The organism is Hymenobacter jeollabukensis (assembly GCF_005771675.1).
Lineage (GTDB): Bacteria > Bacteroidota > Bacteroidia > Cytophagales > Hymenobacteraceae > Solirubrum > Solirubrum jeollabukense.
The window spans coordinates 18,456-41,844 of the sequence record NZ_VAJM01000012.1 but is presented as its reverse complement, the minus strand read 5'-3'; the positions used below and the strand labels follow the sequence as shown (position 1 = coordinate 41,844).

The following is a 23,389-nucleotide window of genomic DNA, read 5'->3' as shown; positions in this document are numbered from 1 at the left end:
GTTCATCTGCGCCCAACACCAGAAAAACCCGGCTATCTTCACTCGCGACCCGAACCACCTCACGCTGGGACTATACAACTAGCCGCCGCCAAGGAAGAAGCGCGCCGCGTGCCGGACCCGCTCGGGTGCCGGGGCGCGGCGCTTACTTTTGGCCCGATTTCACCCGCTTCGCCCACCTGCTTATGGCCCTGCGCCTGCACTACTCCCGCCGCCCCCTGCGCTTCAACTTTCCGGCCCGCACCTCGCGCGGGGCCCTCACCGAGCACGTGGCCTGGTACCTGCACCTCACCGATGAGGCCCACCCCGGCCGCCTGGCCCTGGGCGAAGCCGCCCCGCTGGCCGGCCTCAGCCCCGATGACCGCCCCGACTTTGAGGCCCGCCTGCAGCAGCTCTGCGCCGATTTCAACGCCGGTCGTTATGCTGCGGTCGACTTGGCGGCCGTGACCGAACTGGTGGAGCCCGCCTGGCCCGCCCTGCGCTTCGGCCTCGAAACGGCCCTGCTTGACTGGCGCGGCGGCGCCCGACGGCAGCTGTTCGACAACGCCTTTAGCCGGGGCGAGGCGGGCCTGCCCATCAACGGCCTGGTGTGGATGGGCGACGCGGTCTTCATGCAGACGCAGATTCGCAAGAAGCTCGCCGAGGGCTTCCGCTGCCTCAAGCTGAAAATCGGCGGCATCGATTTCGCGGCGGAATTGGCACTGCTGCGCGAAATCCGCGCCGTGGCCGGGCCCGCCGAGCTGGTGCTGCGCGTAGATGCCAACGGCGCCTTTGCCCCGGCCGAAGCACCCGAGCGGCTGGCCCAGCTGGCTGAATTCGACCTGCATTCCATCGAGCAGCCCATCCGGACAGGGCAGTGGCCGGCGCTAGCCGAGCTGTGCCGCACCTCGCCCGTGCCCATAGCCCTCGACGAGGAGCTGATCGGCGTGACCGAGCCGGCCCGGCACGCCCAGCTGCTCGATGCCGTGCGGCCGGCCTACGTGGTGCTCAAGCCCACGCTGCTGGGCGGGCTGGCCGCCACCCGCCGCTGGATTGAGCAGGCCACGGCGCGCGGCCTGGGTTGGTGGCTGACCTCGGCCCTGGAATCCAACGTCGGGCTGAACGCCATCAGCCAGTTCACGGCCGAATTCGCCGTGGGCAATGTGGCGCAGGGCCTGGGGACCGGGCAGCTGTACCACAACAATTTAGCCGCACCCTTACAGGTGCGCGGCGGGCAGCTGCACTACGACCCACACGGCAGCTGGGAGCAGCCCGGCTGCTGAGGCTGGCATACGGGCGGAAGATTTAGTACCTTATACCGTCGATACGCCCACCCCTTCCCGCCCGCTGCTACCCATGGCCGCGCCTTGGTCATTAATCCTTCTGTTGCGCAGCCGCGCGGGGCTGCTGCTGGCTTTGTGCTGGCTGCTGACAGCCGTCGGTGCGCTGGCTCAGCCGCCCGCGTTTCAGTTGCGCCATCCCCGGGCCCGGCGCACTGAAGTGAAATTCGAGCTGCAGCGCAACCTGATTGTGCTGCCCGTGCGTCTCAACGGCCGCGGCCCCTTTTTTTTCATCCTTGATACCGGCGTTGGCACGTCCATCATCACCGATGCGGGCCTGCGCGACTCGCTGAACCTGCGCTTGGGCCAGCAGTACTTGGTGGCCGGCGTGGGCGAAGAAGCGCCGCTGGTGGCGTTTCAGACCGACAGCGTGCGGGTGGAGCTGGGCGAGAAAACAGTTGCCACTGCCCGCCACCTCTCCCTGCTGCTGCTCTCTGATGATATTTTGGACCTCTCGGGCTACGTGGGGCGGCCCATCCACGGCATCCTCGGCGCCGACGTATTCCGCAGCTTTGCCATCGAAGTGGAGGCCGAAAAGCAGATTCTGACCCTGCACCGCCCCGAGCAGTACCGCCCGCCCCGTGGCAAGAAGTGGGCAGAATTGCCCCTGGAAATTGAAGGCGACCGGGCCTACATCAACACCGCCGTGACCCTGAACGACTCGGTTGCCATCCCGCTGCGCCTGATCCTGGACACCGGCGCCGGGCACGCTCTTTCGCTGGAAACCGGCTCCGACCAGCGCCTGACGCTGCCCCCGCAGCGGCTGCGGGCCTACCTCGGCCGCGGCCTCAATGGTAGCGTAAGCGGTTACTTGGGCCGGGTGCAAGCCTTGCAGCTCGGCCGCTACCACATCAAGTCGCTGGTGGCATCGTTTCCGGACGAGGCGGCCGTGCGGGCGCGGGTGAGCGTGGCCCGCAATGGCAACATTGGCTTTGAGTTGCTGAAGCGCTTCTCCGTTGTCATTGATTACCACCACAACCGGCTGTGGCTGCGCCCGAACGCGCTGTTTCGGGACCCGTTTGAGCACGACATGTGCGGGCTGGAACTCCTGGCGGGCGGCCCCCAATACCGGCGCTACATCATTCAGCGCGTAGAGCCCGGCTCACCGGCCGCCGCCGCCAATTTATTGCCCAAGGATGAGTTGGTATCTATCAACCTGGAGCCCGTCGCCAACATGTCGCTGACGCAGGTGACGCGCCTGCTGCACTCCGCCGACGGCCGCCGCCTCATCGTCTTCGTGCGCCGCGCCGACGGCGACCTATTTGTGACGAAAATGACGCTGCGACGGCAGCTGTAGCCCCCAAGCGGCGCCGGCCGCTGGTGGAACAAGGGAGAATAGGACCGGCGCACACCAGCCGGGAGCCCGGATGTCACGCCCAAAGTCCTATCTTGGAATCCGGCCCGCACCGGCCTTCCCATTCGCCCGCCGCATTCCCGCCCATGCCCCCGGCTTCCGCCCCCGCCGTCCCACCCTCGCAGTCGCCGCCGGCGGCCGTTCGCGCCAACCAGCACATCTACTCCGATTACTTCGACGAGGACTTCGTGCGCGCCCTCGACCAGAACGTGCTGCAGCTGCTCGACCGCGTCTGGTTTCGCTCCGAACTGGTGGGCTTCCTGGAGAATTTCCCCCAGCGCAACAACCCCGAGCGCCCGCTGATTTTCTGCTCCAATCACTCGGGCATGGCCTTTCCCTGGGACGCCATCGTGGCCCTGGCCAGCCTGTACCGCTCGGTGCCCCGGCCCCATGACATGCCCCGGCCGCTGGCCGCGCCGCTGCTCTCGCAGTCGGTGCTGATGAACCCGTTCCTGATTCCGGACTTCTGGAAGCGGGCCGGCTGCGTGGACGCCACCACGCTGAACTTCGAGACGATGATGTACTACAACGACCACAACCTGATGCTGTACCCGGAGGGCGTGCCGGGCATCGGCAAGGGCTTCAACCGCAAGTACCAGCTGCAGCGCCTGGCCAGCAGCGTGGTGCGCCTGAGCATTCAGCACCAGACCGACCTGGTACTGTTTTCCACCGTCAACGCCGAATACCTCAACCCCGGCGCCTACAGCTGGGACTGGCTCAACCGCTGGGTCAAGAAAATCGGCATTCCCTTCCTGCCCATCACCTGGCTGCTGATTGGCATCATCCTGCAGCCCTGGGTGTTCTACATGGCCTTCCCGGCCAAGCTCACCTTCGTGCTCGGCAGCCGTCTGCGCCCCTCTGACTGGACGGACAAGCCCTTCGACGACCTGACCCGCGACGATTTCGTGGCCCTCACCGCCCGCGTGCACACCCAGATGCAGCAGGAGCTGACCGAGGCCGTGGACCGCTACGGCCGTAAGCCCTTCCAAGTAGGGGAACTGTGGCAACGCATGAAGGCCAACTGGCGCTACTTCCCGTTCTACCTGCCGCCGTTCTGGCCGCTGCTGTTCCACGAGTTTGAGCGCGGCTACCGCAAGTACGGGCCCGGTTACAAGCTGCGGCTCAGCGGCTTCGGCACCACGCTGCGGCTGCTCTGGCGCAATCCGTTCGTTTTCACCTTCTTCATTCCGGTGCTCGGACTGATTCCGGTGGCCCTGCGCGGCTACCGCCGGCACCGCATCGGGCAGAAGCTGCCGGGGCAGCAGTAAGCGTAGCTGGGCGCATTGTAGGGCCGCGTAGTTGCGTCTCGGGCGTTGCTGAGGCTGCTGCTCGTAACCGCCGCACACCGCAACCCGGGCTCCGCCCGCGCCGATGCAACCTTGGTCGCTCAACGACGAGACGCAATTATGCGGCTCTACAACGGTGTCGGCGCGGTACAAACAGCCCGGAAACCTCATACATTTCAACTCTTTGGCGTGGTGCATCGTTACAGAAGTACCACGCCAGCCGCTCCCGCCGGTAGTTTGCTTCTGCTGCCGCACCGTTCTCCGCCTTCCCACCCACAATGCCTTCTTTTCAGCACCACATCGTCAAGCGGCTGCTCGCGGCCGCGGCCGGGCCCATTGCCCGGCGTCGCCCCAGCGCCGACAGCCTGCGCCTGGGCCTGGAACTGAGCACCCTGCTGCAGTTTATGCCCTGGCACGTGCACTTCGAGCGCGTGCCCGCCGCGGAGGGCGTGGTGGCCGAATGGATTGAGCCGGAGGGCGCCGCGCCGGACCGCGTGCTGCTTTACCTGCACGGCGGGGCTTACGTCATGGGCTCTTTGAATACCCACCGCGGCTTCATCGGCGCCCTGGCGCAGCGCTGCGGCCTGCGCGCCCTTTCCGCCGACTACCGCAAGGCCCCCGAGCACCCCTTTCCCGCCGCCCTCGACGACGCCCGCGCCGCCTGGCACTGGCTGCTGACGCAGGGCTACCGCGCCGAAGACGTGGTGCTGGCCGGCGACTCGGCCGGCGGCGGCCTAGTACTGGCCCTGCTGCAGCAGCTGCGCGACGCGGGCGAGGCCTTGCCCGCCGCCGCCCTCTGCTTCTCGCCCTGGAGCGACCTGGCCCTGACCGGCCGCGCCGCCCACCCGCACGCCGAAGACCAGTTCGTGGAAGCCCTCGAAATCCGCACCTGGGGCCAGCGCTACGCCGCCGACACTCCGCTCACCAACCCGCTGCTCTCGCCCCTCTACGCCGACCTGCGCGGCCTGCCGCCCTTGCTGCTGCAGGTTTCCGATGGGGAGCTGCTCTACGCCGATACGCTGGCCCTGGCGGCGCGAGCCCGCGCCGCCGGAGTGCCCGTCACGGTGCAGGTGTTCGAGGGGCTGGTGCACTGGTGGCACCTGTTCTGGCGCACCGTGCCCGAGGCCAAAGCCGCCCTGGGACGCGCCGCCGAGTTTGTGGCGGGCGTGTGGCAGGCGCAGGCTGCGGCCCGGCAGGTAGTGGCGGCCACGGCCCCGCGCCGTCGGTCGGGCAAAGGCGCTGCCCCTCAGCTACGTGCCGTGGCCTAGCCTTGGTAGCAGGTCTGCGAAAGCGCCTGATTTTTTTCAGCAAAAAATTGGCGCGCAATCAGCCCGGAATATTTAGCTTTTCGTAGGTTTGCGTCAGGTAGTCGGCATGCATACTATTTTGTGACTGCGAAGCCTGCCGCGCCGGTTTTCACCAATCCAACCTTTTCCCCTCATGGAAGACCTGTTTAAGAAGTTCATCTACGCCGGCGTGGGGTTCGTTTCGCGCACCAACGACCGGGTGCAGGACACCATCAACCAGCTGGTGCAGGAAAACAAACTCTCCCAGAAGGAGGGCGAGAAAATCCTGAAGTCGCTGCAGAAAAACTCCGACACCAAGCGCAAGGAGTTCGAAACCCAGATCAACAGCATTGCCAAGCGCGTGATGAAGGGCATGGGCGTGGCGTCGAACTCGGACGTGGAGGAGCTGAAGCGCACCGTGAAGGGCTCGGGCAGCAAAGCTTCGGGCGCGGCCGCCAGCACCGGCACGAAAAAGGCCAGCGCCCCGGCTGCTTCGGCTACGGGCGCGGCTAAAACAGCCGCCAAGGCTACCACCAAAGCCGCCGGCGCCGCCTCGACGGCCGCCAAGAAATCGGCCGCGGGCAGCAAGGGCAGCGCGGCTACGGCCAAGAAGTCGGACTCGGCTGAAAGCGCCTCGTAAGTGTTTTGACGATGATTATTGCAAACCCTGCCCGCGGTTTCGGGGGCAGGGTTTGTTGTATCTACCGGGCAGGCAATTTTCTCGCAGAAGGCGCAGAACTCAGCGCCCTCTGCGTTTCTTCCGCGCCTTCTGCGGGCTAAAAAAGTGCCTGCCCTCTTAAGCCCGGACATATTTCCCCATTTTCACGCTCGATGTTCAAGAACACGATGACCAACCTGGGGCGCATCCGCCAAGTGGCGGAGGTGCTGCTGCGCTACGGCTTTGAGGACGTGGTAACCAGCACCGCGCTGCGGCGGCTGGTGCCGCGCCAGCGCCGCCGTACCTGGCAGCACGGCGAGCAGACGGTGTTCGAAACCTCGCGCTGGGCGCGGGTGCGCATGGTCATCGAGGAGCTGGGGCCGACCTTCGTGAAGCTGGCCCAGGTACTCAGCAACCGCGCCGACCTGCTGCCGCAGGAGCTGGTGGACGAGTTTGCCAAGCTGCAGAGCGCGGTGCCGCCCTTCGCCACCGACGAGGCCAAGCGCATCATCGAGAAGGAGCTGGGCCAGCCGCTGGCAGAGCTGTTCAGCGAGTTTGAGGACGTGCCGCTGGGCTCGGCTTCCATCGGGCAGGTGCACAAGGCCCGGCTGCTCGACGGCACCGACGTGGTGGTGAAGGTGCAGCGCCCTGATGCCCGCGACAAAATCACCACCGACCTGGCGTTGCTGCGCGAGCTGGTGAAGCTCACGGGCGGCTACCTGCGCAAGCAGGGGCTGAGCAACCCGCAGGACATCGTGGAGGCCTTCGAGCGCAGCATGATGCAGGAGCTGGACTACACCTCCGAGGGCCGGGCCATGGAGCAGTTTCGCAAGCTCTACGCCGAGTATCAGACCTTCTACGTGCCGCGGCCCTACCGGGAGCTGAGCACCAGCCGGGTGCTGGTCATCGAGTACATCAGCGGCTGCAAGATTACCGACAAGGAGCAGCTGCTGCGCTGGAACCTGAGCCCGGCCACGGTGGCCGAAACGGGCATGGACATCTACCTGACCCAGATTTTCGAGTTCGGTATCTTCCACGCCGATCCGCACCCCGGCAACGTGCTGGTGCGCCCCGACGGCACCATCGTGCTCATCGACTTTGGCATGGTGGGGCGGCTGACCAAGCAGCAGAAGTACGCGTTTGCGGGCGTGTTCATCAGCATGAGCCAGCAGGACGCGCGCGGCATGGCCCTGAACTTCCGCCGCCTGGCCATTACGGCCGACATCCGCGACATGCGCGCCTTCGAGGCCGAGCTGCAGCTGCTCATCGACGACTTCACCGGCCTCGACGTGAAGGAAATGAGCATGAGCGCCCTGGCCGAGCGTCTGCAGACCATCATCTACCGCTTCCGCCTGCAGGTGCCCGGCTCGGTATTCCTGATTTTGCGGGCCCTGGTGATTCTGGAGGGCATCGGCAAGGTGTTGCACCCCTCATTCAACACCTTCGAGTTTGTGCGCCCCTACGGCCGCCGGCTGATTCTGGAGCAGTACTCGGTGAGCAATGTGACCACCGAGCTGCAGTACACCGGGCAGCAGCTGCTGGCCCTGATGTACACCCTGCCCACGGACCTGCGCCAGATCGTGCGCAAGCTGAGCAAGGGCGACTTGCGCGTGCAGGCCCAGCTGAGCGGCTACCTGCCCTTGCTGCGCACGGCCGAGCGGCTGGTGTCGCGCACCATCATTGCGCTGCTGGCGGTGGCCTTTCTGCTGTTTTCGGGGCTGAGCCTGCTCGGCAACTACCCCGCCGGCCAGATGCCCTACTACCACGGCCTGCCCGGCGTGACCTGGGCGGGCCTGGGCGCCACCGGCTTCTGGCTGCTCGTGCTCTTTATCCTGACGATACGAAAGGAGAAGAGCTGACCACGGATTCTCACGGATTAATATCGGATTGCACGGATTTTGGGGACGGCGGCTCACTGACTGTCATTGCGAGCAACGCGAAGCAATCGGTCCTGGCCAACGCGCCGACTAACAAAATAGCACCGCCCGAAATTGGTAACTCCAGATTCGGGCGGTGCCGTTTTCGGTTGGTGGGTATTGGCCCGGCGGTGCCACGAGGGAAAGGATTGCCGCGCTTCGCTCGCAATGACGGCCAGTGAGCCGCCGTCCCCAAAATCCGTGCAATCCGAAAAATCCGTCGAATCCGTGGTCTATTTTTGCACCGTGGGACTTTCTAGGATTTTTCGACTGCTGGGCGCCTTTTGCGTTCTGCTCTGGTGCGGTGCGGGCGAGGCGCAGGCTCAGGTACCCCTGCTGCGCGACGTGGCGCTGCGCACCGACACGGCCACTTACCAGCTCAGCCGCCACACGGTGGTGGTGCAGGGCGAGCCGACGCTGTTTTTCTGGTTTCGGCGCGACGACGAGACGGTGGAACTGCGCCTGTACCCCGAGCGGGTGGCCGGCGACAAGCCCCTGCGCCTGCGCAAATCGGCTGATTTTCAGCAGCTCGACTCGCTCACCCGCGAGGCGGACGGGGCCTGGCGCACCCGCCTGAAGTTTCAGGACCTGACCAGCAGCCAGTTTATTCGCCTGGTAGTGGAGCAGCCCGGCGCGGCCGGCGAAGAAACCCTGCGCGACGTGGTGCCGCTGCTGCCGGTGGCCTACACTGCCGTCAGCCTGCGCGGGGCCGAGGACGAGTTGTTCGTGGGCGAGGAAAAGGTGTTGGAGCTGAACAGCTCGAACCCGCGCAACGTGCGCGCCACCGGCGAGTGGGTGCGCACCGACGAGTTTGACTACCGCGTGACCCGGGAGCCCAACGGCACCCTGCGCCTGCACGTGCTGCCCAAGCAGCTCGGGCGCCGCACCCTCACGGTGAAGCTGCAAAGCGAGCGGCCCATGCTGCAAAACGGCGGCCGGCTCAACTACCAGCTGCCCGCGCTCCGGCAGGAATTCACCGTGAAAGCCACCCGCCTGCGCTTCCTCACGCCCGACCGGCGCATGGTGACCCTGGACGAAGCCAGCCGCCGCCGCGGCTCCGAGCTGATTCTGGACAACGGCCGCTTCTTCGAGTTGCGCCGCACCTACCGCATCGAGGACCAGGAGGAGCCGGGCGGCACGCTCATCGGCGAGCTGTTTACGCGCCAGTACCTCTCGAACGACCGGGTGCTCTGCTACCTGCGCCCCTACAACACCCACCGCCAGACCGAAGGCTACCTCTACCTCAAGCTCAACGACCAGGCCCTCTACGTCACCAACCTTGACATCACGCCCAAAACCACCATCACGGGCGTGCAGGTGCTGCACCGCGGCGGCGACTGGACGTCCTCGCTCAGCGTGAGCCCCGGCGAAACCGTGGACGTGCGCCTGGAAGGGGAGGGGCTGCAGAAGGCGCGCTTCCACTTCGAGGACCTGCCCGTCATTCCCTCCGACTCCTCCATCCGCACCGACTCGCGCGTGGTGCTGCGCGTGCAGGTGCCCATCACCTTCGACAAGCGCAAGAGCAGCATTCTGAACGCGGGCCAGGCCACCGGCTTCGCCCTGTCGGTGCGCGAGTTTCAGCGCCCGCACCCGCTGGATTTCGTGTCGGTGAGCTACGGCGAGGCGCCCCGGCCCATCACCCAGCTCAACGGCCCGGTTCTCTTCGGCCACACCGTGCGCGACGTGGTGTTCAACTTCAACCCCAACGGCATCGACTCGGACAAGGCGCTGTACGGCAAGCAGTTTCTGAGCTTCGAAATCCGGACCCTGAACGCCAAGGGCGAGTTGGTGGAAATCCGCAACGTGGACAACGTGGTCATCTGCCCCGGCGACAATTCGCCCCGCGCGGTGTTCTACCAGGACAAGGCCTGCCGCACCGATGCGTTGAGCCTGAACGCGCTGCTGGGCCGCAAAACCTACGACCTGGACGAATGGAGCCGCATCATCGTCACGGTGAAGCACCAGGCCGGGCAGTACAGCGACCCGGGCTTCACGCAGGTGGTGGAGGTGGTGCTCAAGCGCACCTACAAGTTCGACATCGACATCAGCTTCCCGGCCGGTTTGCTGACCCGCAAAATCGGGGAGCCGAATGGCAGCTACACCTCGTTTGGGGGTATTTCGCTGGCCACGCTGGCGCAGTTCAGCTTCTACAATCCCGAGAAAATCAACCGCCTGCGGCCCTACAAGGTCGGGGCGGGCTTCGTGGCCCTGAATGCCTTCAACCTCAGCCAGGACAACAACGCCAACCGCAACCTGGGCATCGTGGTGCTGGGCTCGGTGTACCCCACCCGCCGCGACGCCAAGCTGACCTTTCCGCTATACCTGGGCGGTGGCTACCTGCTCAACGGCCGCTACAAGTGGTTTGTGCTGTTCGGGCCGGGCATCGGGGTGCGGCTGTAGAAATCAGGTTAGGGGTGATGGTTGAGGAAGAGCTGGCAAAACTGCTTAACCTCCTCAATACTGTAATCTGATTTACATTTATTTGTCCTCAACGAGCATATGCGGAACACTGGTTGTGTGGCAGATAGCACTTCGTGGTCCACTGAGGGAACCAAGTGATGAAGCTCTTTGGGTGCTCGACACGGTTCCAAGCTAAAATGCTGGAGCAGGGCCCAATCTAAATCTTGGCCCGTATAGTAATCCTTGTCCCCATTATCACTAACAGCCCGATGGACTGCTTGACGCACGGTTACTGGTTGGATTATTTGCCCAGGAAGGCGTTTTCTGTCTCGACGCACAATTGACATTGTTACTTTTTCGAGCCAGTTGCCATAGGCGTCCTGTGTAAACCCTCGGCTGCTCAAGAACGATGGGATAGAATAGTCCTTGGCGCCGCGTCCCTTTGCTTTTGACATATGTTTTTGTTTCTGATGGCATAAAATAAGCCAGCTGCCGTCCTTCATGGATAGCAGCTGGCTTATTTTTCGTCTATGATAACTTACTGCAGCTGCATTTCCTGAATGATCTGCTTGATGCGGCCGTCCAGGCCCGCCAGCGCATCCTCGAATGACTCGGCGGCGCCGAAGTTCGGCTGCTTCAGGCTGAAGTAGAACTTGATTTTGGGCTCGGTGCCCGAGGGGCGGGCCGACACCTTGGAGCCGTCATCGGTCACGAACTGCAGCACGTTGGACTTCTCGTGGTGCAGCGGCGTCTGCTCCCCGGTGCGCAGGTCGCGGGCCACTTGCTGCTGGTAGTCGAGCAGCTGCACCACGGGCGAGCCGCCGAGGGCGGCGGGCGGGTTCTGGCGCAGCTCGGCCATCATTTCCTGGATTTCCTCGGCGCCGCGCTGGCCCTTCTTGGTCAGCGAGATGAGGTCTTCCTTGTAGAGGCCGTAGGTGCGGTACATCTGCTCCATTTCCTGGTAGAGCGTGCGGCCCTGGTCCTTGGCCACCGCGGCCATTTCAGCAATCAGGCAGCAGGCCGATACCGCGTCCTTGTCGCGCACGAAGTCCCCGATCATGTAGCCGTAGCTTTCCTCGCCGCCGCCGATGTAGTACTGGCCGTCGTGCTGGGCTTCCAGCTCGCGGATGACGCCGGCAATGTACTTGAAGCCCGTCAAGGTCTGGAACGAGCGGATGCCGTGGCGCCGGGCCACGTCGCCGAGCACGTCGCTGGTCACGATGGTGTAGACGATGTAGTCCTTCTCGGTATTGAGCTGCCCGGCCTGCTGGCGGGCCGATACGAGGTAGTGCGTCAGCAGCGCGGCCGTCTGGTTGCCGTTCACCAGCACCCATTCGCCCTGGGCGTTTTTCACGCCGATGCCCACGCGGTCGGAGTCCGGGTCGGTGGCAATGACCAGGTCGGCATCAATCTGCTTGGCCTTGTCCAGGGCCATCTGCATGGCCACTTTCTCCTCCGGGTTCGGCGACTTCACGGTGGGGAAGTTGCCGTCGGGCGTGGCCTGCTCCTCCACGATGTGGATGTTGGTGAAGCCGAAGCGCTTCAGCGCCGGCGGCACCATGGTAATGCCCGTGCCGTGAATGGGCGTGTACACGATTTTCAGGTCGTGCTGGCGCTTGATGGCCTCGGGGTTGATGCTCAGCTGCTGCACCTGGCTCAGGTACGCGTCGTCGACTTCGGCCCCGATGAGGTGGATTTTCGAGTCGTCGGCCTGGAATTTCACCGCGTCCACGCTCTGGATGGCGCCTACTTCGCGGATGATGTTCTTGTCGTGCGGGGCCACCACCTGGGCGCCGTCGTTCCAGTACACCTTGTAGCCGTTGTATTCCTTGGGGTTGTGCGAGGCGGTGATGACCACCCCGCTCTGGCAGCCTAGGTGACGAATGGTGTACGACAGCTCGGGCGTGGGGCGCAGATCCTCAAACAGATACACCGTGATGCCGTTGGCCGAGAAGATGCCGGCGGCCGTCTGGGCGAAGGCGCGCGAGTTCAGGCGCGAGTCGTGGGCCACGGCCACCTTGATTTCCTGGCCGGGGAAGCTCTGCAGCAGGTAATTGCACAAACCCTGGGTGGCCATGCCCAGCGTGTAGCGGTTCATGCGGTTCGAGCCCACGCCCATCACCCCGCGCAGGCCGCCGGTGCCAAACTCCAGGTCGCGGTAGAAGGCGTCGTTCAGGCTTTCCTCGTCGCCCGCCGCCTGCAGCCGCACGATTTCGGCTTTGGTTTCGTCGTCATAGTTGCCGGTGAGCCAGGTTTGGATTTTCTGTTGAACGTCAGCGGATAGGGCCATATGCGGGGAAAGTCAAAAGGAGGGTTTTCTACGCCAAAGAAAACGGAAGTTTGCACACGATGGCGACCGGGTTGGATAAAGCTCACATTATCATGCGATTGAAGTGCGCCCGATTTTTTCCGCACTTGCAGCCGTCTTAGCGACTGGCTCGACGCCGGTCGTTTTCGACGCCCTCCGCCACCGTTCCGTTCCCTTTTTCCCCGCTTACCCCGCTATGAAAATTCACCGTCTGGCCAGTCTGCTGATGTTCCTGCTGGCCGCCCTGCTCGTGGTGCTGCCCTTCGCCGTGGCCTTCGCCCAGAAGCCCGTCAAGACCGACGTGCTGCCCTACTTCGACCGGATTCCGGCCCCGCCCACGGCCTTTGGGCCCACGCTCAAGCGTCCGGCCGCCTTTGCCGAGCTCGATAAGCAGCTCACGCAGCTGGCCGCCGGCATCGGTGCCGGGCGCACGGCCGAGCAAACGCGCGACGAGCAGGCTCAGCTAAACATGGGCCGGCAGGCCCAGGCCGCGGGCGTGGATAAGATGAGCGACCAGCAGAAAATGCCCTATATGCAGCAGCACGGCGCGGGCACGCCCGGTTACAACGCCCAGGCCGTGCAGCTGGCCCAGCAGATGCAAGACCCCGCGTTTCAGGCCCGATTTGCCAAGATGAGCGACTCGGAAAAGGCCCAGTTCATGCAGGCGCAGATGGCCCCGGCCGGCAGCACCCAGCAGCGGATGGTGGCGGACCCCAGCTTCCAGGCCGCCCAGGCCGACTTCATGCAACAAATGAAAAACCCGGTCTTCCGCGCGGCCTGGGAAAAGAAATCGGAAGCTGAGCAGGACGCCTACATGCAGCAGCTTATGCGCAAGCACGGCCTGGACGAGGCCAGGATGCAGGCCATCGGCGGCAATCAGCGCCCGACCAAGCTGGCCCCGCTGGTGGCCACGCCCGCGCTGGAGGCCAACAGCAAGATGATGGAGGCTTTCAACGCCGAAATGAGCGGCAACGCCTTCACGCGGGTGCAGCGGCAGCTGCAGACCGAGCTGGAAACGGTGAAGCGGGAAGAGCAGGCCCAACCCGCGGCCGATGCCCGCGAAGGACAATGCGCCGGCCAGCGCAAGAACTACGACCAGTTTCGCCAGTTCACCAAGCGCCGCCTCGACCTCTACACCAAGTACCTGCCCCAGCTAGGCACCGCCTGGACCACCCAGAAAACCCTGGTGAAAAACCGCGTAATGCCCTTCCAGACCGAGCTGGCCAGGATTCATTACGGCGACGACATTCAGCGCCCCGAGGAGAAGAACTTCCTGAGCGCCCTGGCCGGCGGGCAGCAGCTGATGGTAGGGCAGGTGCAGCAGCTGGCCAGCTACAGCAGCGCCGTCTACGACCTGAACCAGGAGTACGTCGACCTGAAAACCGCCTACGACCGGCCCTTCAAGTGCGAGGAAGCCGTGTGCTTTCCAGCCTATGCCCGCGTGGCTCTGCCCGAGGGCCGCGAGGTGCACATCAGCAAGGTGCGCCCCGGCGACGTGGTGCTCGGCTACGACGCGCTGACCGGCAAAGCCGTGCCCACCCGCGTCGTGCGCCTCGACATCCACGATGAGCAGAAGTACCCGCTGGTGCAGCTGACCATCGGCGCCCCGCTGGTGTACGCCGGCCTCGAAACCGCCCCCGGCCGCCCCTACAAGCCCGCCACCGAGCTGACCGTGACGCCCAACCACCCCGTCGTGACGGCCGAGGGCCAGCAGCTGCGCGCCGACGAGCTGCGCCCCTCCGACAACGTGCTGCAGCTCGGCAGCGCCGCGGCCGTGGAAACCACTCACCTCACCGACCGCCAGGATGCTGGCACCGCGCCCATCGTCTACAACCTGCGCACCGAAACCGGCAACTACTTCGTCGGCGGCGTGCTCGTTGGCTCGAAATAGCGCCGCGGCTCACATAAACGGGTGAATGCAAAACCGCCCCGGCCAAGACTGGCCGGGGCGGTTTTGTATGTGGGGCAGCAAACGGGAATACCCGCTGGCCGAATCGGCGCTTACAGGTTGCCGCGCAGGGCCTGCTCCCGCTCGATGGCCTCGAACAGGGCTTTGAAGTTGCCCTTGCCGAACGACTTGGCGCCTTTGCGCTGGATGATTTCGTAGAACACCGTGGGGCGGTCCTCCACCGGCTTGGTGAAAATCTGCAGCAGGTAGCCTTCTTCGTCGCGGTCCACCAGCAGGTTCAGGGCCTTGATGCTCTCGATGTCCTCGTCGATGTGGCCCACGCGCTCAATCAGGTCTTCGTAATACGTCTCGGGCACTGAGAGGAACTCCACGCCGCGGCGGCGCAGCTCGGTCACGGTCGAGCGGATGTCGTTGGTGATGAGGGCCATGTGCTGCACACCCGCGTCGTGGTAGAAGTCGAGGTACTCCTCGATCTGCGACTTTTTCTTGCCCTCGGCCGGCTCGTTGATGGGGAATTTCACGTAGCCGTTGCCGTTCGATACCACCTTGGACATCAGGGCCGAGTACTCCGTCGAAATGTCCTCGTCGTCGAAGGTGATGAGCAGCTTAAAGCCCATCACGTCCTCGTAGAACTTCACCCACTGGTTCATCTCGCCCCAGCCCACGTTGCCCACGCAGTGGTCGACCACCTGCAGGCCCACCGGCGCGCCCTGCGGCACGTTGCTGGTGCGGGCCACGAAGCCGGGCAGGAAGGGCCCCGAGTACTTCGAGCGTTCCACGAAGGTGTGGATGGTTTCGCCGTAGGTGTAGATGCCGGCCATGGTCACCTCGCCGTGCTCGTCCGAGATGGTGTAGGGCTCGAAAGCGGGCTTGGCGCCGCGCTTGGTGGTTTCCTCGAACGACTTGCGGGCGTCGTCCACCCACAGCGCCATCACCTTCACCCCGTCGCCGTGCTTGGCCACGTGCCGGGTGATGTCCGAATCGGAGAGCAGGGAGGTGGTCAGCACCAGCCGGATCTTGTTTTGCTGCAGCACGTAGCTGGCCCGGTCGCGCACGCCGGTTTCGGGGCCCGAGTAGGCCACCAGCTCGAAGCCGAAGGCCGCCTGGTAGTAGTAGGCCGACTGCTTGGCGTTGCCGACGTAAAATTCGAGGTAGTCGGTGCCGTTGAGGGGCAGAAAATCGGCGGTCTGCGGGGCGGCCGTGGCGGCCGGGGTCAGCGTTTCCATGCGCGGGACTGGGTTTTGGGTGGAATGATGGGGAGTCGGGGAAATGACGTGGTAAAAATACTGTTTCGGGCTAATTCGTGCCCGGCGTGGCGACTTTCTTGATTCTTTCCCAAATTTGCCCTTGACGCCGCCGCATCCCCAACCTGGCCGCCCTTGCATACCGATATGGATACCAACGCCCTGAATCAGGCCCTGACGGCCCTTCTGACCAAAAAACACGAGCTGCACCAGCTCGCCTACAGCGACTCGCGCTACGACGACGTGGAGGAGGAGCTGCACGACCTCGAAGACGATTTCAACGAGGAGTACGGCGAGTACCTGGAAGCCGCCCTGGAGAAAGTCCACGGCGACCTGAGTTCCGATACCGACGTGCTGCTGCCCACGGCCTACCTGCCCGCCGGCCTCAAGCTCACTACCGAAGACGGCGTATGGGTCGACTCCGAAAAGTACCCCGGCAAAGTGCGCCTGGTGCTGCTGCCCAGCCCCGTACGCTTCATCCTGACCACCAGCAAAGGCCAGCAGCACGAGCTGTGGAAGGCATAAGTTGTAGTAGTCAGTTGCTAGTTGCCAGTTGTCAGTCGCAAGGCGGGCAACTGGCTTCTGCATTTTATACTGGTTCTGACAACTGACAACTCGTAACGGACAACTGATTCATGCTCTACCGCATTGCCGAGCTGGCGCACTGGCAGCAGGCCCAGCAAACCGGCTTTTTCGCCAGCCCCGATCTGCAGGCCGAAGGCTTTATTCACACCTCTGAGCGGCACCAGGTAGTGGAAACCGCCAGCCGCTATTACCGTGGCCGCCAGGATTTGGTGCTGCTGGAGCTGGACGAAGCTGCCCTGGTTGCCGCTGGCGTGGCGGTGAAGCGCGAGTGGGCTCCGAGCCGCGGGCAGCACTTCGCCCACGTGTTCGGCCCGATTCCGCTGGCCGCCGTGAGGCGGGTTTTGGACTTTACGCCTACTGATGATGGTGATTTTGAGTTGCCGAATGCTTTAAAAGAATTGATTGATAATTGATTAGCGGCCGTTGCGGGTGAATAGCGGGCACTCGGCGCATGGAGGCGGCGGTTGGATTTTGATTGGCCGGGGAATAGTCGTTACTTACCAGACCACTCTTCCCACCACGCATGAAAATCTTTACGCTTCGGTCTGTTTTCGCTCACCTGTTGCCCGCTGGCGCGCTGTTGCTCGGCCTCGGCGCCTGCTCCACGGCCCATTACGTGCTGGTCAAGCCCGCAACGGGTGCTGGGCAGTGGCAGGACGGTATGGAAGTGGTAGCGGCCAAGCAGGACAGCCTCGACGTGCGTCTGGGCGTGGTATCGACCTCGGGACCCTGGCTGGAATTCGACGTGACGCTGCAGAACCGCAGCCGCCGCCCGGTGCTGGTGGCCCCCGAAGCCTTTTACCTCGACGCGTATTCGACGACGCCCGGCGTCGGAGCCCTGCGCGTGCAGTCCGAAAACCCCGAGCAGAACATTCAGGCCCTGCAGCAGCAGGCCGCCTATCACCAGCAGAAAGCATCGGCCCGCCCGGCCGCCGAAATGCTCTCGTCGTTGAGCAACCTGCTGGACGACCTGAGCAGCCGCCCCCGCCACGAAAACGCCGCCCGTCGCACCGCCCGGCAAACCCGCTACCAGGCCGAAATGGCCCGCTACGAGCAGGAGCGCGCCAGCCACGTCGTGCAGGCCACCGCCGCCCGCGACAAGCAGCGGCAGCTGGAAACCACCCTGCTGCGCAAAACCACCGTCGCGCCCGGCCAGCTGCTGCGCGGCCGCGTGCGGTTCCGCCGCTGCGCCGACGCCGCCGCCCGCCTGCGCTTGGTCATGCCCGTGGCCGGCCGGCAGCTGGCGGGCGAGTTTACCCAGCAATACTTCCGGCTGGATGGGCACCCGGCCACCGCGGCCGCTACGCCGGCCAAGGCCCGCCGCGGTATGCGGTAGTCGTATGCTTCAGCCACGTAAAAAGCCCCGCCGGAAATGTTCCAGCGGGGCTTTTTACGTGCCGGGGAAGCTTACTTGATGCTTACCGGCAGCTCGATGTTTTCCCAACGCAGCACCAGGCCGGGGCTTTCCACGGTGTAGGTGAGCCGCTCGTTCAGGCTGGCGGCTTTGCGGGGCTTGACGGAAGCGTGCAGGGCGTCCTGCTTTTCATCGTACTTGAAGGCACCCCACTGGTTGGCCGTCTTGTTGAAAATAACCGTCCAGGCTTCTTTTTCCATCGGGATGACGAAGAAGGCGTAGGTGCCGGCCGGCAGGGCTTTGCCTTCCACCGTTACGGGCTGGTCGAAGGTGACGGTGGTGGCTTCGTTGGCCCCGGCGCGCCACACCTTGCCGTAGGGCTCCAGTCCGCCCCAGATGGTGCGGCCCTTCACGGCGGGCGAGCTGTATTTCACGGTCACGTTGGCTTTGCCGGCCTTACCGGTGGCCGTGGCGGCCGGGCTGGGTTTGGGGGCGGCATCCTGGGCCTGGGCCGCGCCGACGAACAGCAGCGACATGAGCAGCACGGCGCAGAGGCGCAGCAGGGAAACGGGGTTTTTCATGGGGTTTGGAAAGGTAGGGTTGGGAATGGTGAACGAAGCGCGGGCTCAGCATCGAGCCAGGGCGCCCTACTGACGAAGCCCGGCCCGCGGGGCTGCATGCCCGGCCCGGCGGCTGAAAGTAGTGTTTGGGGCGCTACAACCCGCACGGCCGTTCAGGCGGCAGCGGGTTGGTCTTTCCGGTAAGCGCCAAACAGCCCCGGCCGGCGAGGACCGAGGCTGTCGAGCACAACAACCAATGCGCGAAGCGGAGCTAGTTTACGTCCCACCACACCGGCGTGGTCACGTCGCCGGGGGAAAGGCCGGTTTCGGTGATGCGCGGGTTGCGCTGCAGCTCCGAGTCGGGGTAGGGCAGGCGCTTCACGAAGCGGCCGCCGCCGAGCAGGTTTACCAGCGGGGCCCGCAGGCTGGGCTGGTTGCTGCGGCGCACTTCCGTCCAAGCCTCGGCGCCGTTGGTGGCGAAAAAGGACAGCCACTTCTGTACCGCCACGTTGCGCAGCTTCAGGGCCGTGGTGCCGGCCGCCGCCCAGCTCACCTGCGGACGGGCCAGGTAGGTGGTGGCATCGGCCGTGCTGATGCCGTAGCGGGTGAGGGCGGCCCGCACGCCGGTTTCGTAGAGCGTCTGGGCGTTTTCGGCGGCCGGGGCCCAGCCGCGCACGGCCGCTTCGGCCCGCAGCAGCTGGCTTTCCTCATAGGTCAGCAGCAGCGTGGGGCGGGATTTGGCCGGCGCGTCGGTGGCCGAAATGCCGGGGAAGGAGCTGCCGGCGCGGTTGACGTTGGTGAAGGCCTGCCCGATAAAGAAGGTGCCGGGGAAAGACAGGCGCACGGCCGGCGCGCCGCTGCTGGTGGTGAAATTGTTCGGGTAGGGCGCGTTCTGGCCCGGGCGCACAAACAGGAACTCCTGCGGCGTGGTCGTCAGGTCGGCGTCGAGGGCGTAGACGGGCAGGCGCGGGTCCTGGTAGCGCACCAGGGTGTCGCCGATATTGCTGCTGACGGCCAGGTTGTTTTGCAGGCGGAAGTTGGTCTGGTAGAAGGGGTTTTCCGAGTTGGTGGCCGTGCCGTTGTTGAACTGGTAGCTGTCGGCCGTGCGCATGAAGTTGAAGTCGGTGGCGCCGGCGTTGCGGGCGTACAGGGCCTGAATGCCGGCGCGGGCGCCCGCGGCGTCTACTTCCGTCAGGCGCAGGTAGAGGCGCAGCTTGAGGGTGTTGGCCAGGCGCACCCACTTCTGCATGTCGGCCTCCGAGGCGGCGCGGTAGTTCATGTCGGCGGTGCCGGGGAAGCGGCCCTGCTGCTTGCCGATGTCGGCAATGCCCTCGTCGAGCAGGGCCTGCAGGCCGGCGTAGATATCCTGCTGCCGGTCGTACTTGGGCGTGAGGTTGGCCGAGCCCTGCAGGGCTTCCGAGAACGGCACGTCGCCGTACAGATCGGTGATGACCTGGTAGCTGTGAGCCTTCAGAATCTTGGCAATGCCCACCATGCGCCACTCATTGGCCGGCGTGCCGGCGTTGATGACGTACTGAAAATCCTCCAGCGCCCCGGCGTAGAGCCCGCCCGAAAACTCGCGCCCGTCGAAGGTGCTGGTGGGGATGCTGAACTGGTCCCAGGCGCGGTACTGGTTGCCGCCCTGCGCAATGCCCAGGTGCTGAGCCAGGATTTCGCCCACCACGTTGTACTGTCCGCCGATGATGAAGCTGGCCGTGGCCTGCCCCGAGGGCAACACCAGGTTGATGTCGGCGGTGGTGGGGTTGTTGGGGTCCTTGTTGATGTCGAGGAAGTCTTTCTCGCAGGCCGTGCCGCTCAGCAGCAGGCCCAGCACCGCCCCGAGTCGGATGAGGTTGGTTTTCATGTCCGTAATAGTTGCGGTGAGTGGGTTAGAGCGTCAGGCGCAGGCTGGCCCCGTAGGAGCGGGTGCTCGGGTAGGCGTAAAACTCATAGCCCTGGTTGTTGCCCGAGCCCAGGGAGCTGACCTCCGGGTCGACGTGCGGTTGCGAATCGGGCGTCCACAGGGCTAGGTTGCGGCCGATCAGCGAGAACTGAATGCCCGTCAGCTTCACCTTGCTCACCAGCGTGGCCGGCAGCGCGTAGCTCAGCGAAGCCTCGCGCAACTTGATGTAGGAGGCGTCAAACAGCGTGTTTTCGCCCGCCGTCGACACCTGCCGCCAGTAGTTAAAGCCGCCGTCGGTCAGCACCGTGGTGTTCGGCACGAAGCTGCCCGAGCCGTCGGGGTTCGGTATGACGGAGTTCGGGTAGAGGAAGGGCTGCCGGTCGTGGGCGGTGGTTTCCTTCAGCGCCCCGGCAAACTGCAGGGTATTGATGGTGTTGGAGAAGAACTTGCCGCCCTGCTTGGTGTCGAAGAGCACGTTCAGCGCCAGGCCCTTGTAGCTGAGCGTGGTGCCGGCCCCGGCCAGGAACTTGGGCTGGATGTTGCCCAGAGTGGTCAGTACCGGGTCAAGGCGCGGGAAGCCCGATACCGGGTCGATGACCACGCGGCCTTCCCCGTCGCGCAGCATTTTGGTGCCGAAGAAGCTGCCGTAGGGCTGCCCCACGCGGGCTTCCAGCGCCACCGAGCCGAGGCCGCCCACGCCGATGTTGGGCGTCACGTTGGTCACTTCGGTCACGCGGTTGCGGTTGCGGGTGAAGGTGAAGTTCAGGTCCCAGGTGAAGCCATTCTTGAGCTGCACCGGCGTCGCGTTCAGGGCCAGCTCCACGCCGCGGTTTTCCATGGTGCCCGCGTTGGCCGTCTGGGCGGTGAAGCCCGAGGGACCCGGCACCGGCACGTTCACGATGATGTCCTTGCTGACGGACTTGTAGTAGGTCAGGTCAAACCCGAGCCGGTTCTGGAAAAAGCGCATTTCCAGCCCGCCCTCGTAGGCCGTGGTCAGCTCCGACTTCAGCCGTGGGTTGCCCAGCACGTTGCCCACCCGGAAGCCCGGCACGCTCTGCAAGGGAAACACGTACTGCGCCTGAAAGCCGTTGTCGACGGTGCTGCGCACAAATACCGGGTCGATCTGGTAAGGAATTGGCGGCTTGCCCACCGAGGCCACGTTGGCCCGCAGCTTGCCGAAGCTCAGGTAGTTGCTTTGCAGCTTGAACGCGTCGGTGAAGACGAAGCCCACGTTGGCGCTGGGGTAGAAGAAGCTGCGCGTGGCGCGGGGCAGGGTCGAGGTCCAGTCGTTGCGCCCGGTCAGGCCCAGAAACAGGTAGTCGCGGTAGGCCAGCTGCACGTCGGCAAACAGGCCCAGAATGCGCTGTTTGGTGTCCACCTTGGTGTTTGTCACCACGCTGGTATTGCTCAGGTCGTAGAAATCGGGAATGACCAGCCCCACGCCGTCGGCCACGCTGCGCGAGGTCAGCTGCTCCTGGTAGTTGGTGCCGAACACGCCCTTCAGGGTGAAATCCTCGCCGAAGCGCCGCGTCACGTTCACCAGCGCGTCGGTGGTCAGGTTGCGGCCGAAGTTGTTGTCTTCCAGGTAGCGCCCGGTCAGGTTGTTGATGGTGCCCTGGGAAATGGTCTGCTTGCGCCGGTCGGTAAACACGTCCACGCCCTGCCGGAAGGTCAGGTTCAGCCACTCCAGCGGGTCGTAGCTCACCGTGGCCGTGCCCAGCAGCCGGTCCACGTCGTCGGTGAGCAGGTTTTTGTCGAGCAGGAAGTAAGGGTTGTTGCGGAAGCCGGCCAGGTAGTAGCCCGTCAGGTCGTAGCGCGGGTCGTTGTAGTTTTTCTGGTCGGTCAGCACGATGTCGCGCGGGGTGTTGTAGATGGTCTGCAGGATGTTGGAGCGCGACTGGCCCTGCACGCCCCGGTCCCCGCCCGACTTCACGTAGGTCAAGGTGGCGCTGGTCGTGACCTTGTTAAAGAGCTGCGTGCCGCCGCTGAGGCTCACGCTGGTGCGCTTGTAGGTGGTGTTCGGAATAAACGACTTGGTCCGCACGTCGGCCAAGGACACGTAGAAGTTCGAGCTCTGATTCGAGCCCGAAAACGACACCGCGTTGTTGGTCGTCACGCCCGTCTCGAAGAAGTCCCGCACGTTGTCGGGCTTGGGCGTGAGCGGAATGGAGTCGACCACCGTCGCGTTGGGGTCGGCCAGGGTGTAGGTGCGCCAGTCGGGCACCAGGCGGCCGTCCATGCGCGGGCCCCAGCTCACGTTGTTCTGCGGGTCGTACACGCCGTCGGAACCCGAGCCGTAGGTGTTCTGGAACTTGGGCAGGCGGTTCACCCGGTCCAGCGTCACGGCGCTGGTTACCGCAATCTGGGAGCGGCCCTTCAGCCCCGCGCCCTTCTTGGTGGTGATGATGATGGCCCCCGAAGCCGCCCGTGCCCCGTACAGCGCCGCTGCCGCCGGCCCTTTGAGCACCGTTATCGACTCCACGTTGTTCGGGTCGATGTCGGCCGCGCGGTTGGGCAGGTCCACGCCGTTGTTGAGGTCGTCGCCGTTGCCGCGCGGGGCGGCCGTGCTCAGGTTGGTCACCGCGTTGTTGCTGATGACGTTGCCGTCGACCACGTAAATCGGCTGGTTGTCGCCGGTAAACGACTGCGCCCCGCGAATGACGATGCGCGTGGCCCCGCCCGCCCCGCCCGAGGCCGACGACACCTGCACACCCGCCACGCGGCCCTGCAAGGAGCGCACGAGGTTGGGCTCACTGGCCCGGGTGATGTCCTTGTTTTCCAGGGTTTCCACCGCGTAGCCCAGGCTTTTTCGCTCCCGCTCGATGCCCAGGGCCGTCACCACCACCTCGCTCAGCTGCTCGGTGCCGGCCGCCAGGGCCACGTTGATGGTCGACTGCGAGCCGATGACCTGCTCGATGGTGGCGTAGCCGATGGAGCTGATGACCAGGGTGCCGCCCTCGGCCGGCACCGTCAGCGAAAACGTGCCCTCGGCATTGGTAGAAGCGCCGGTAGTAGTGCCTTTCAGCAGCACCGTGGCGCCGGGCAGGCCCTGGCCGTTGCCGCGGTCCGTCACGCGGCCCGACACGGTGCGGCTCTGGGCCGCCGCGGGCTCCGCGAGGAGCACGAGCGGCAGGCCGAATAAAAGTAAGGTTCGTTTCATAACGCAGGTTGTGTGGGTGTTAGAAGGTGAGAGTTGGACTGAGTTGCGCGGCCAAAGAGTGGCCCAAGGGCGGCGCGGAAAGGGCTGGGGCAGCGGGCCAAACCCGCCGGACGAGGCCCGCAGCTCTGCGCCGGGGCCGGGTTTCCGCCC

16 protein-coding genes are annotated in these 23,389 nt (G+C 64.8%); 11 read left to right on the top strand and 5 right to left on the bottom strand.

Going from position 1 to position 23,389, the window contains the following annotated elements:
- The first annotated feature begins 182 nt into the window (after window positions 1-182).
- From FDY95_RS19995 to FDY95_RS19960, 7 genes are all read left to right on the top strand, one after another.
- Complete coding sequence (locus FDY95_RS19995; RefSeq protein ID WP_138080303.1) at window positions 183-1,259, top strand: o-succinylbenzoate synthase; 1,077 nt, start codon at window positions 183-185, stop codon at window positions 1,257-1,259.
- A gap of 73 nt (window positions 1,260-1,332) precedes the next feature.
- Window positions 1,333-2,613 (top strand): aspartyl protease family protein, encoded by a 1,281-nt coding sequence (locus FDY95_RS19990; protein WP_138080302.1) that lies wholly within the window; start codon window positions 1,333-1,335, stop codon window positions 2,611-2,613.
- 143 nt (window positions 2,614-2,756) lie between these two features.
- The gene (locus FDY95_RS19985; protein ID WP_138080301.1) at window positions 2,757-3,938 is read left to right on the top strand and encodes a lysophospholipid acyltransferase family protein; all 1,182 of its coding nucleotides are present in this window, start codon (window positions 2,757-2,759) and stop codon (window positions 3,936-3,938) included.
- Between the two features lie 296 nt (window positions 3,939-4,234).
- Complete coding sequence (locus FDY95_RS19980; RefSeq protein WP_138080300.1) at window positions 4,235-5,224, top strand: alpha/beta hydrolase; 990 nt, start codon at window positions 4,235-4,237, stop codon at window positions 5,222-5,224.
- 172 nt (window positions 5,225-5,396) lie between these two features.
- Entirely contained in the window at window positions 5,397-5,882 is a 486-nt protein-coding gene (locus tag FDY95_RS19975; RefSeq protein ID WP_138080299.1) for a phasin family protein, read from the top strand.
- A gap of 191 nt (window positions 5,883-6,073) precedes the next feature.
- A complete protein-coding gene (locus FDY95_RS19970) occupies window positions 6,074-7,759 on the top strand; it encodes an ABC1 kinase family protein (RefSeq protein ID WP_138080298.1) in 1,686 nt (561 codons plus the stop codon).
- A 303-nt stretch (window positions 7,760-8,062) separates the two neighbouring features.
- Entirely contained in the window at window positions 8,063-10,216 is a 2,154-nt protein-coding gene (locus tag FDY95_RS19960; protein ID WP_171025765.1) for a hypothetical protein, read from the top strand.
- A gap of 538 nt (window positions 10,217-10,754) precedes the next feature.
- Here FDY95_RS19960 and FDY95_RS19955 read toward each other — a convergent pair.
- Window positions 10,755-12,506, bottom strand: a complete 1,752-nt coding sequence (locus FDY95_RS19955; protein WP_138080295.1) for a phospho-sugar mutase — start codon at window positions 12,504-12,506, stop codon at window positions 10,755-10,757.
- A 214-nt stretch (window positions 12,507-12,720) separates the two neighbouring features.
- Between FDY95_RS19955 and FDY95_RS19950 the strand changes: the two genes are divergently transcribed.
- Entirely contained in the window at window positions 12,721-14,415 is a 1,695-nt protein-coding gene (locus FDY95_RS19950; RefSeq protein ID WP_138080294.1) for a Hint domain-containing protein, read from the top strand.
- Window positions 14,416-14,525: 110 nt separating this feature from the next.
- On the opposite strand, the gene hppD is transcribed toward FDY95_RS19950, so the two are convergent.
- The gene (gene hppD, locus FDY95_RS19945) at window positions 14,526-15,659 is read right to left on the bottom strand and encodes a 4-hydroxyphenylpyruvate dioxygenase (RefSeq protein WP_138080293.1); all 1,134 of its coding nucleotides are present in this window, start codon (window positions 15,657-15,659) and stop codon (window positions 14,526-14,528) included.
- A 165-nt stretch (window positions 15,660-15,824) separates the two neighbouring features.
- On the opposite strand from hppD, the gene FDY95_RS19940 reads away from it, so the two are divergent.
- The 3 genes from FDY95_RS19940 to FDY95_RS19930 all read left to right on the top strand — a co-directional run bounded on the left by FDY95_RS19940 (window position 15,825) and on the right by FDY95_RS19930 (window position 17,598).
- On the top strand, window positions 15,825-16,202 hold the full coding sequence (locus tag FDY95_RS19940) for a hypothetical protein (protein ID WP_138080292.1): 378 nt from the start codon (window positions 15,825-15,827) through the stop codon (window positions 16,200-16,202).
- A gap of 110 nt (window positions 16,203-16,312) precedes the next feature.
- Window positions 16,313-16,675 (top strand): DUF952 domain-containing protein, encoded by a 363-nt coding sequence (locus tag FDY95_RS19935; protein WP_138080291.1) that lies wholly within the window; start codon window positions 16,313-16,315, stop codon window positions 16,673-16,675.
- A gap of 110 nt (window positions 16,676-16,785) precedes the next feature.
- Window positions 16,786-17,598 carry a hypothetical protein gene (locus FDY95_RS19930; protein WP_138080290.1) on the top strand — a complete coding sequence of 271 codons (813 nt, stop codon included), beginning with the start codon at window positions 16,786-16,788 and terminating at the stop codon, window positions 17,596-17,598.
- Between the two features lie 71 nt (window positions 17,599-17,669).
- Here the strand turns inward: FDY95_RS19930 and FDY95_RS19925 are convergent, their stop codons facing one another.
- From FDY95_RS19925 to FDY95_RS19915, 3 genes are all read right to left on the bottom strand, one after another.
- Entirely contained in the window at window positions 17,670-18,197 is a 528-nt protein-coding gene (locus FDY95_RS19925) for a DUF2911 domain-containing protein (RefSeq protein WP_138080289.1), read from the bottom strand.
- 250 nt (window positions 18,198-18,447) lie between these two features.
- Window positions 18,448-20,040 carry a SusD/RagB family nutrient-binding outer membrane lipoprotein gene (locus FDY95_RS19920; RefSeq protein WP_138080288.1) on the bottom strand — a complete coding sequence of 531 codons (1,593 nt, stop codon included), beginning with the start codon at window positions 20,038-20,040 and terminating at the stop codon, window positions 18,448-18,450.
- A gap of 25 nt (window positions 20,041-20,065) precedes the next feature.
- Entirely contained in the window at window positions 20,066-23,239 is a 3,174-nt protein-coding gene (locus FDY95_RS19915; protein ID WP_138080287.1) for a SusC/RagA family TonB-linked outer membrane protein, read from the bottom strand.
- Window positions 23,240-23,389: the final 150 nt, after the last annotated feature.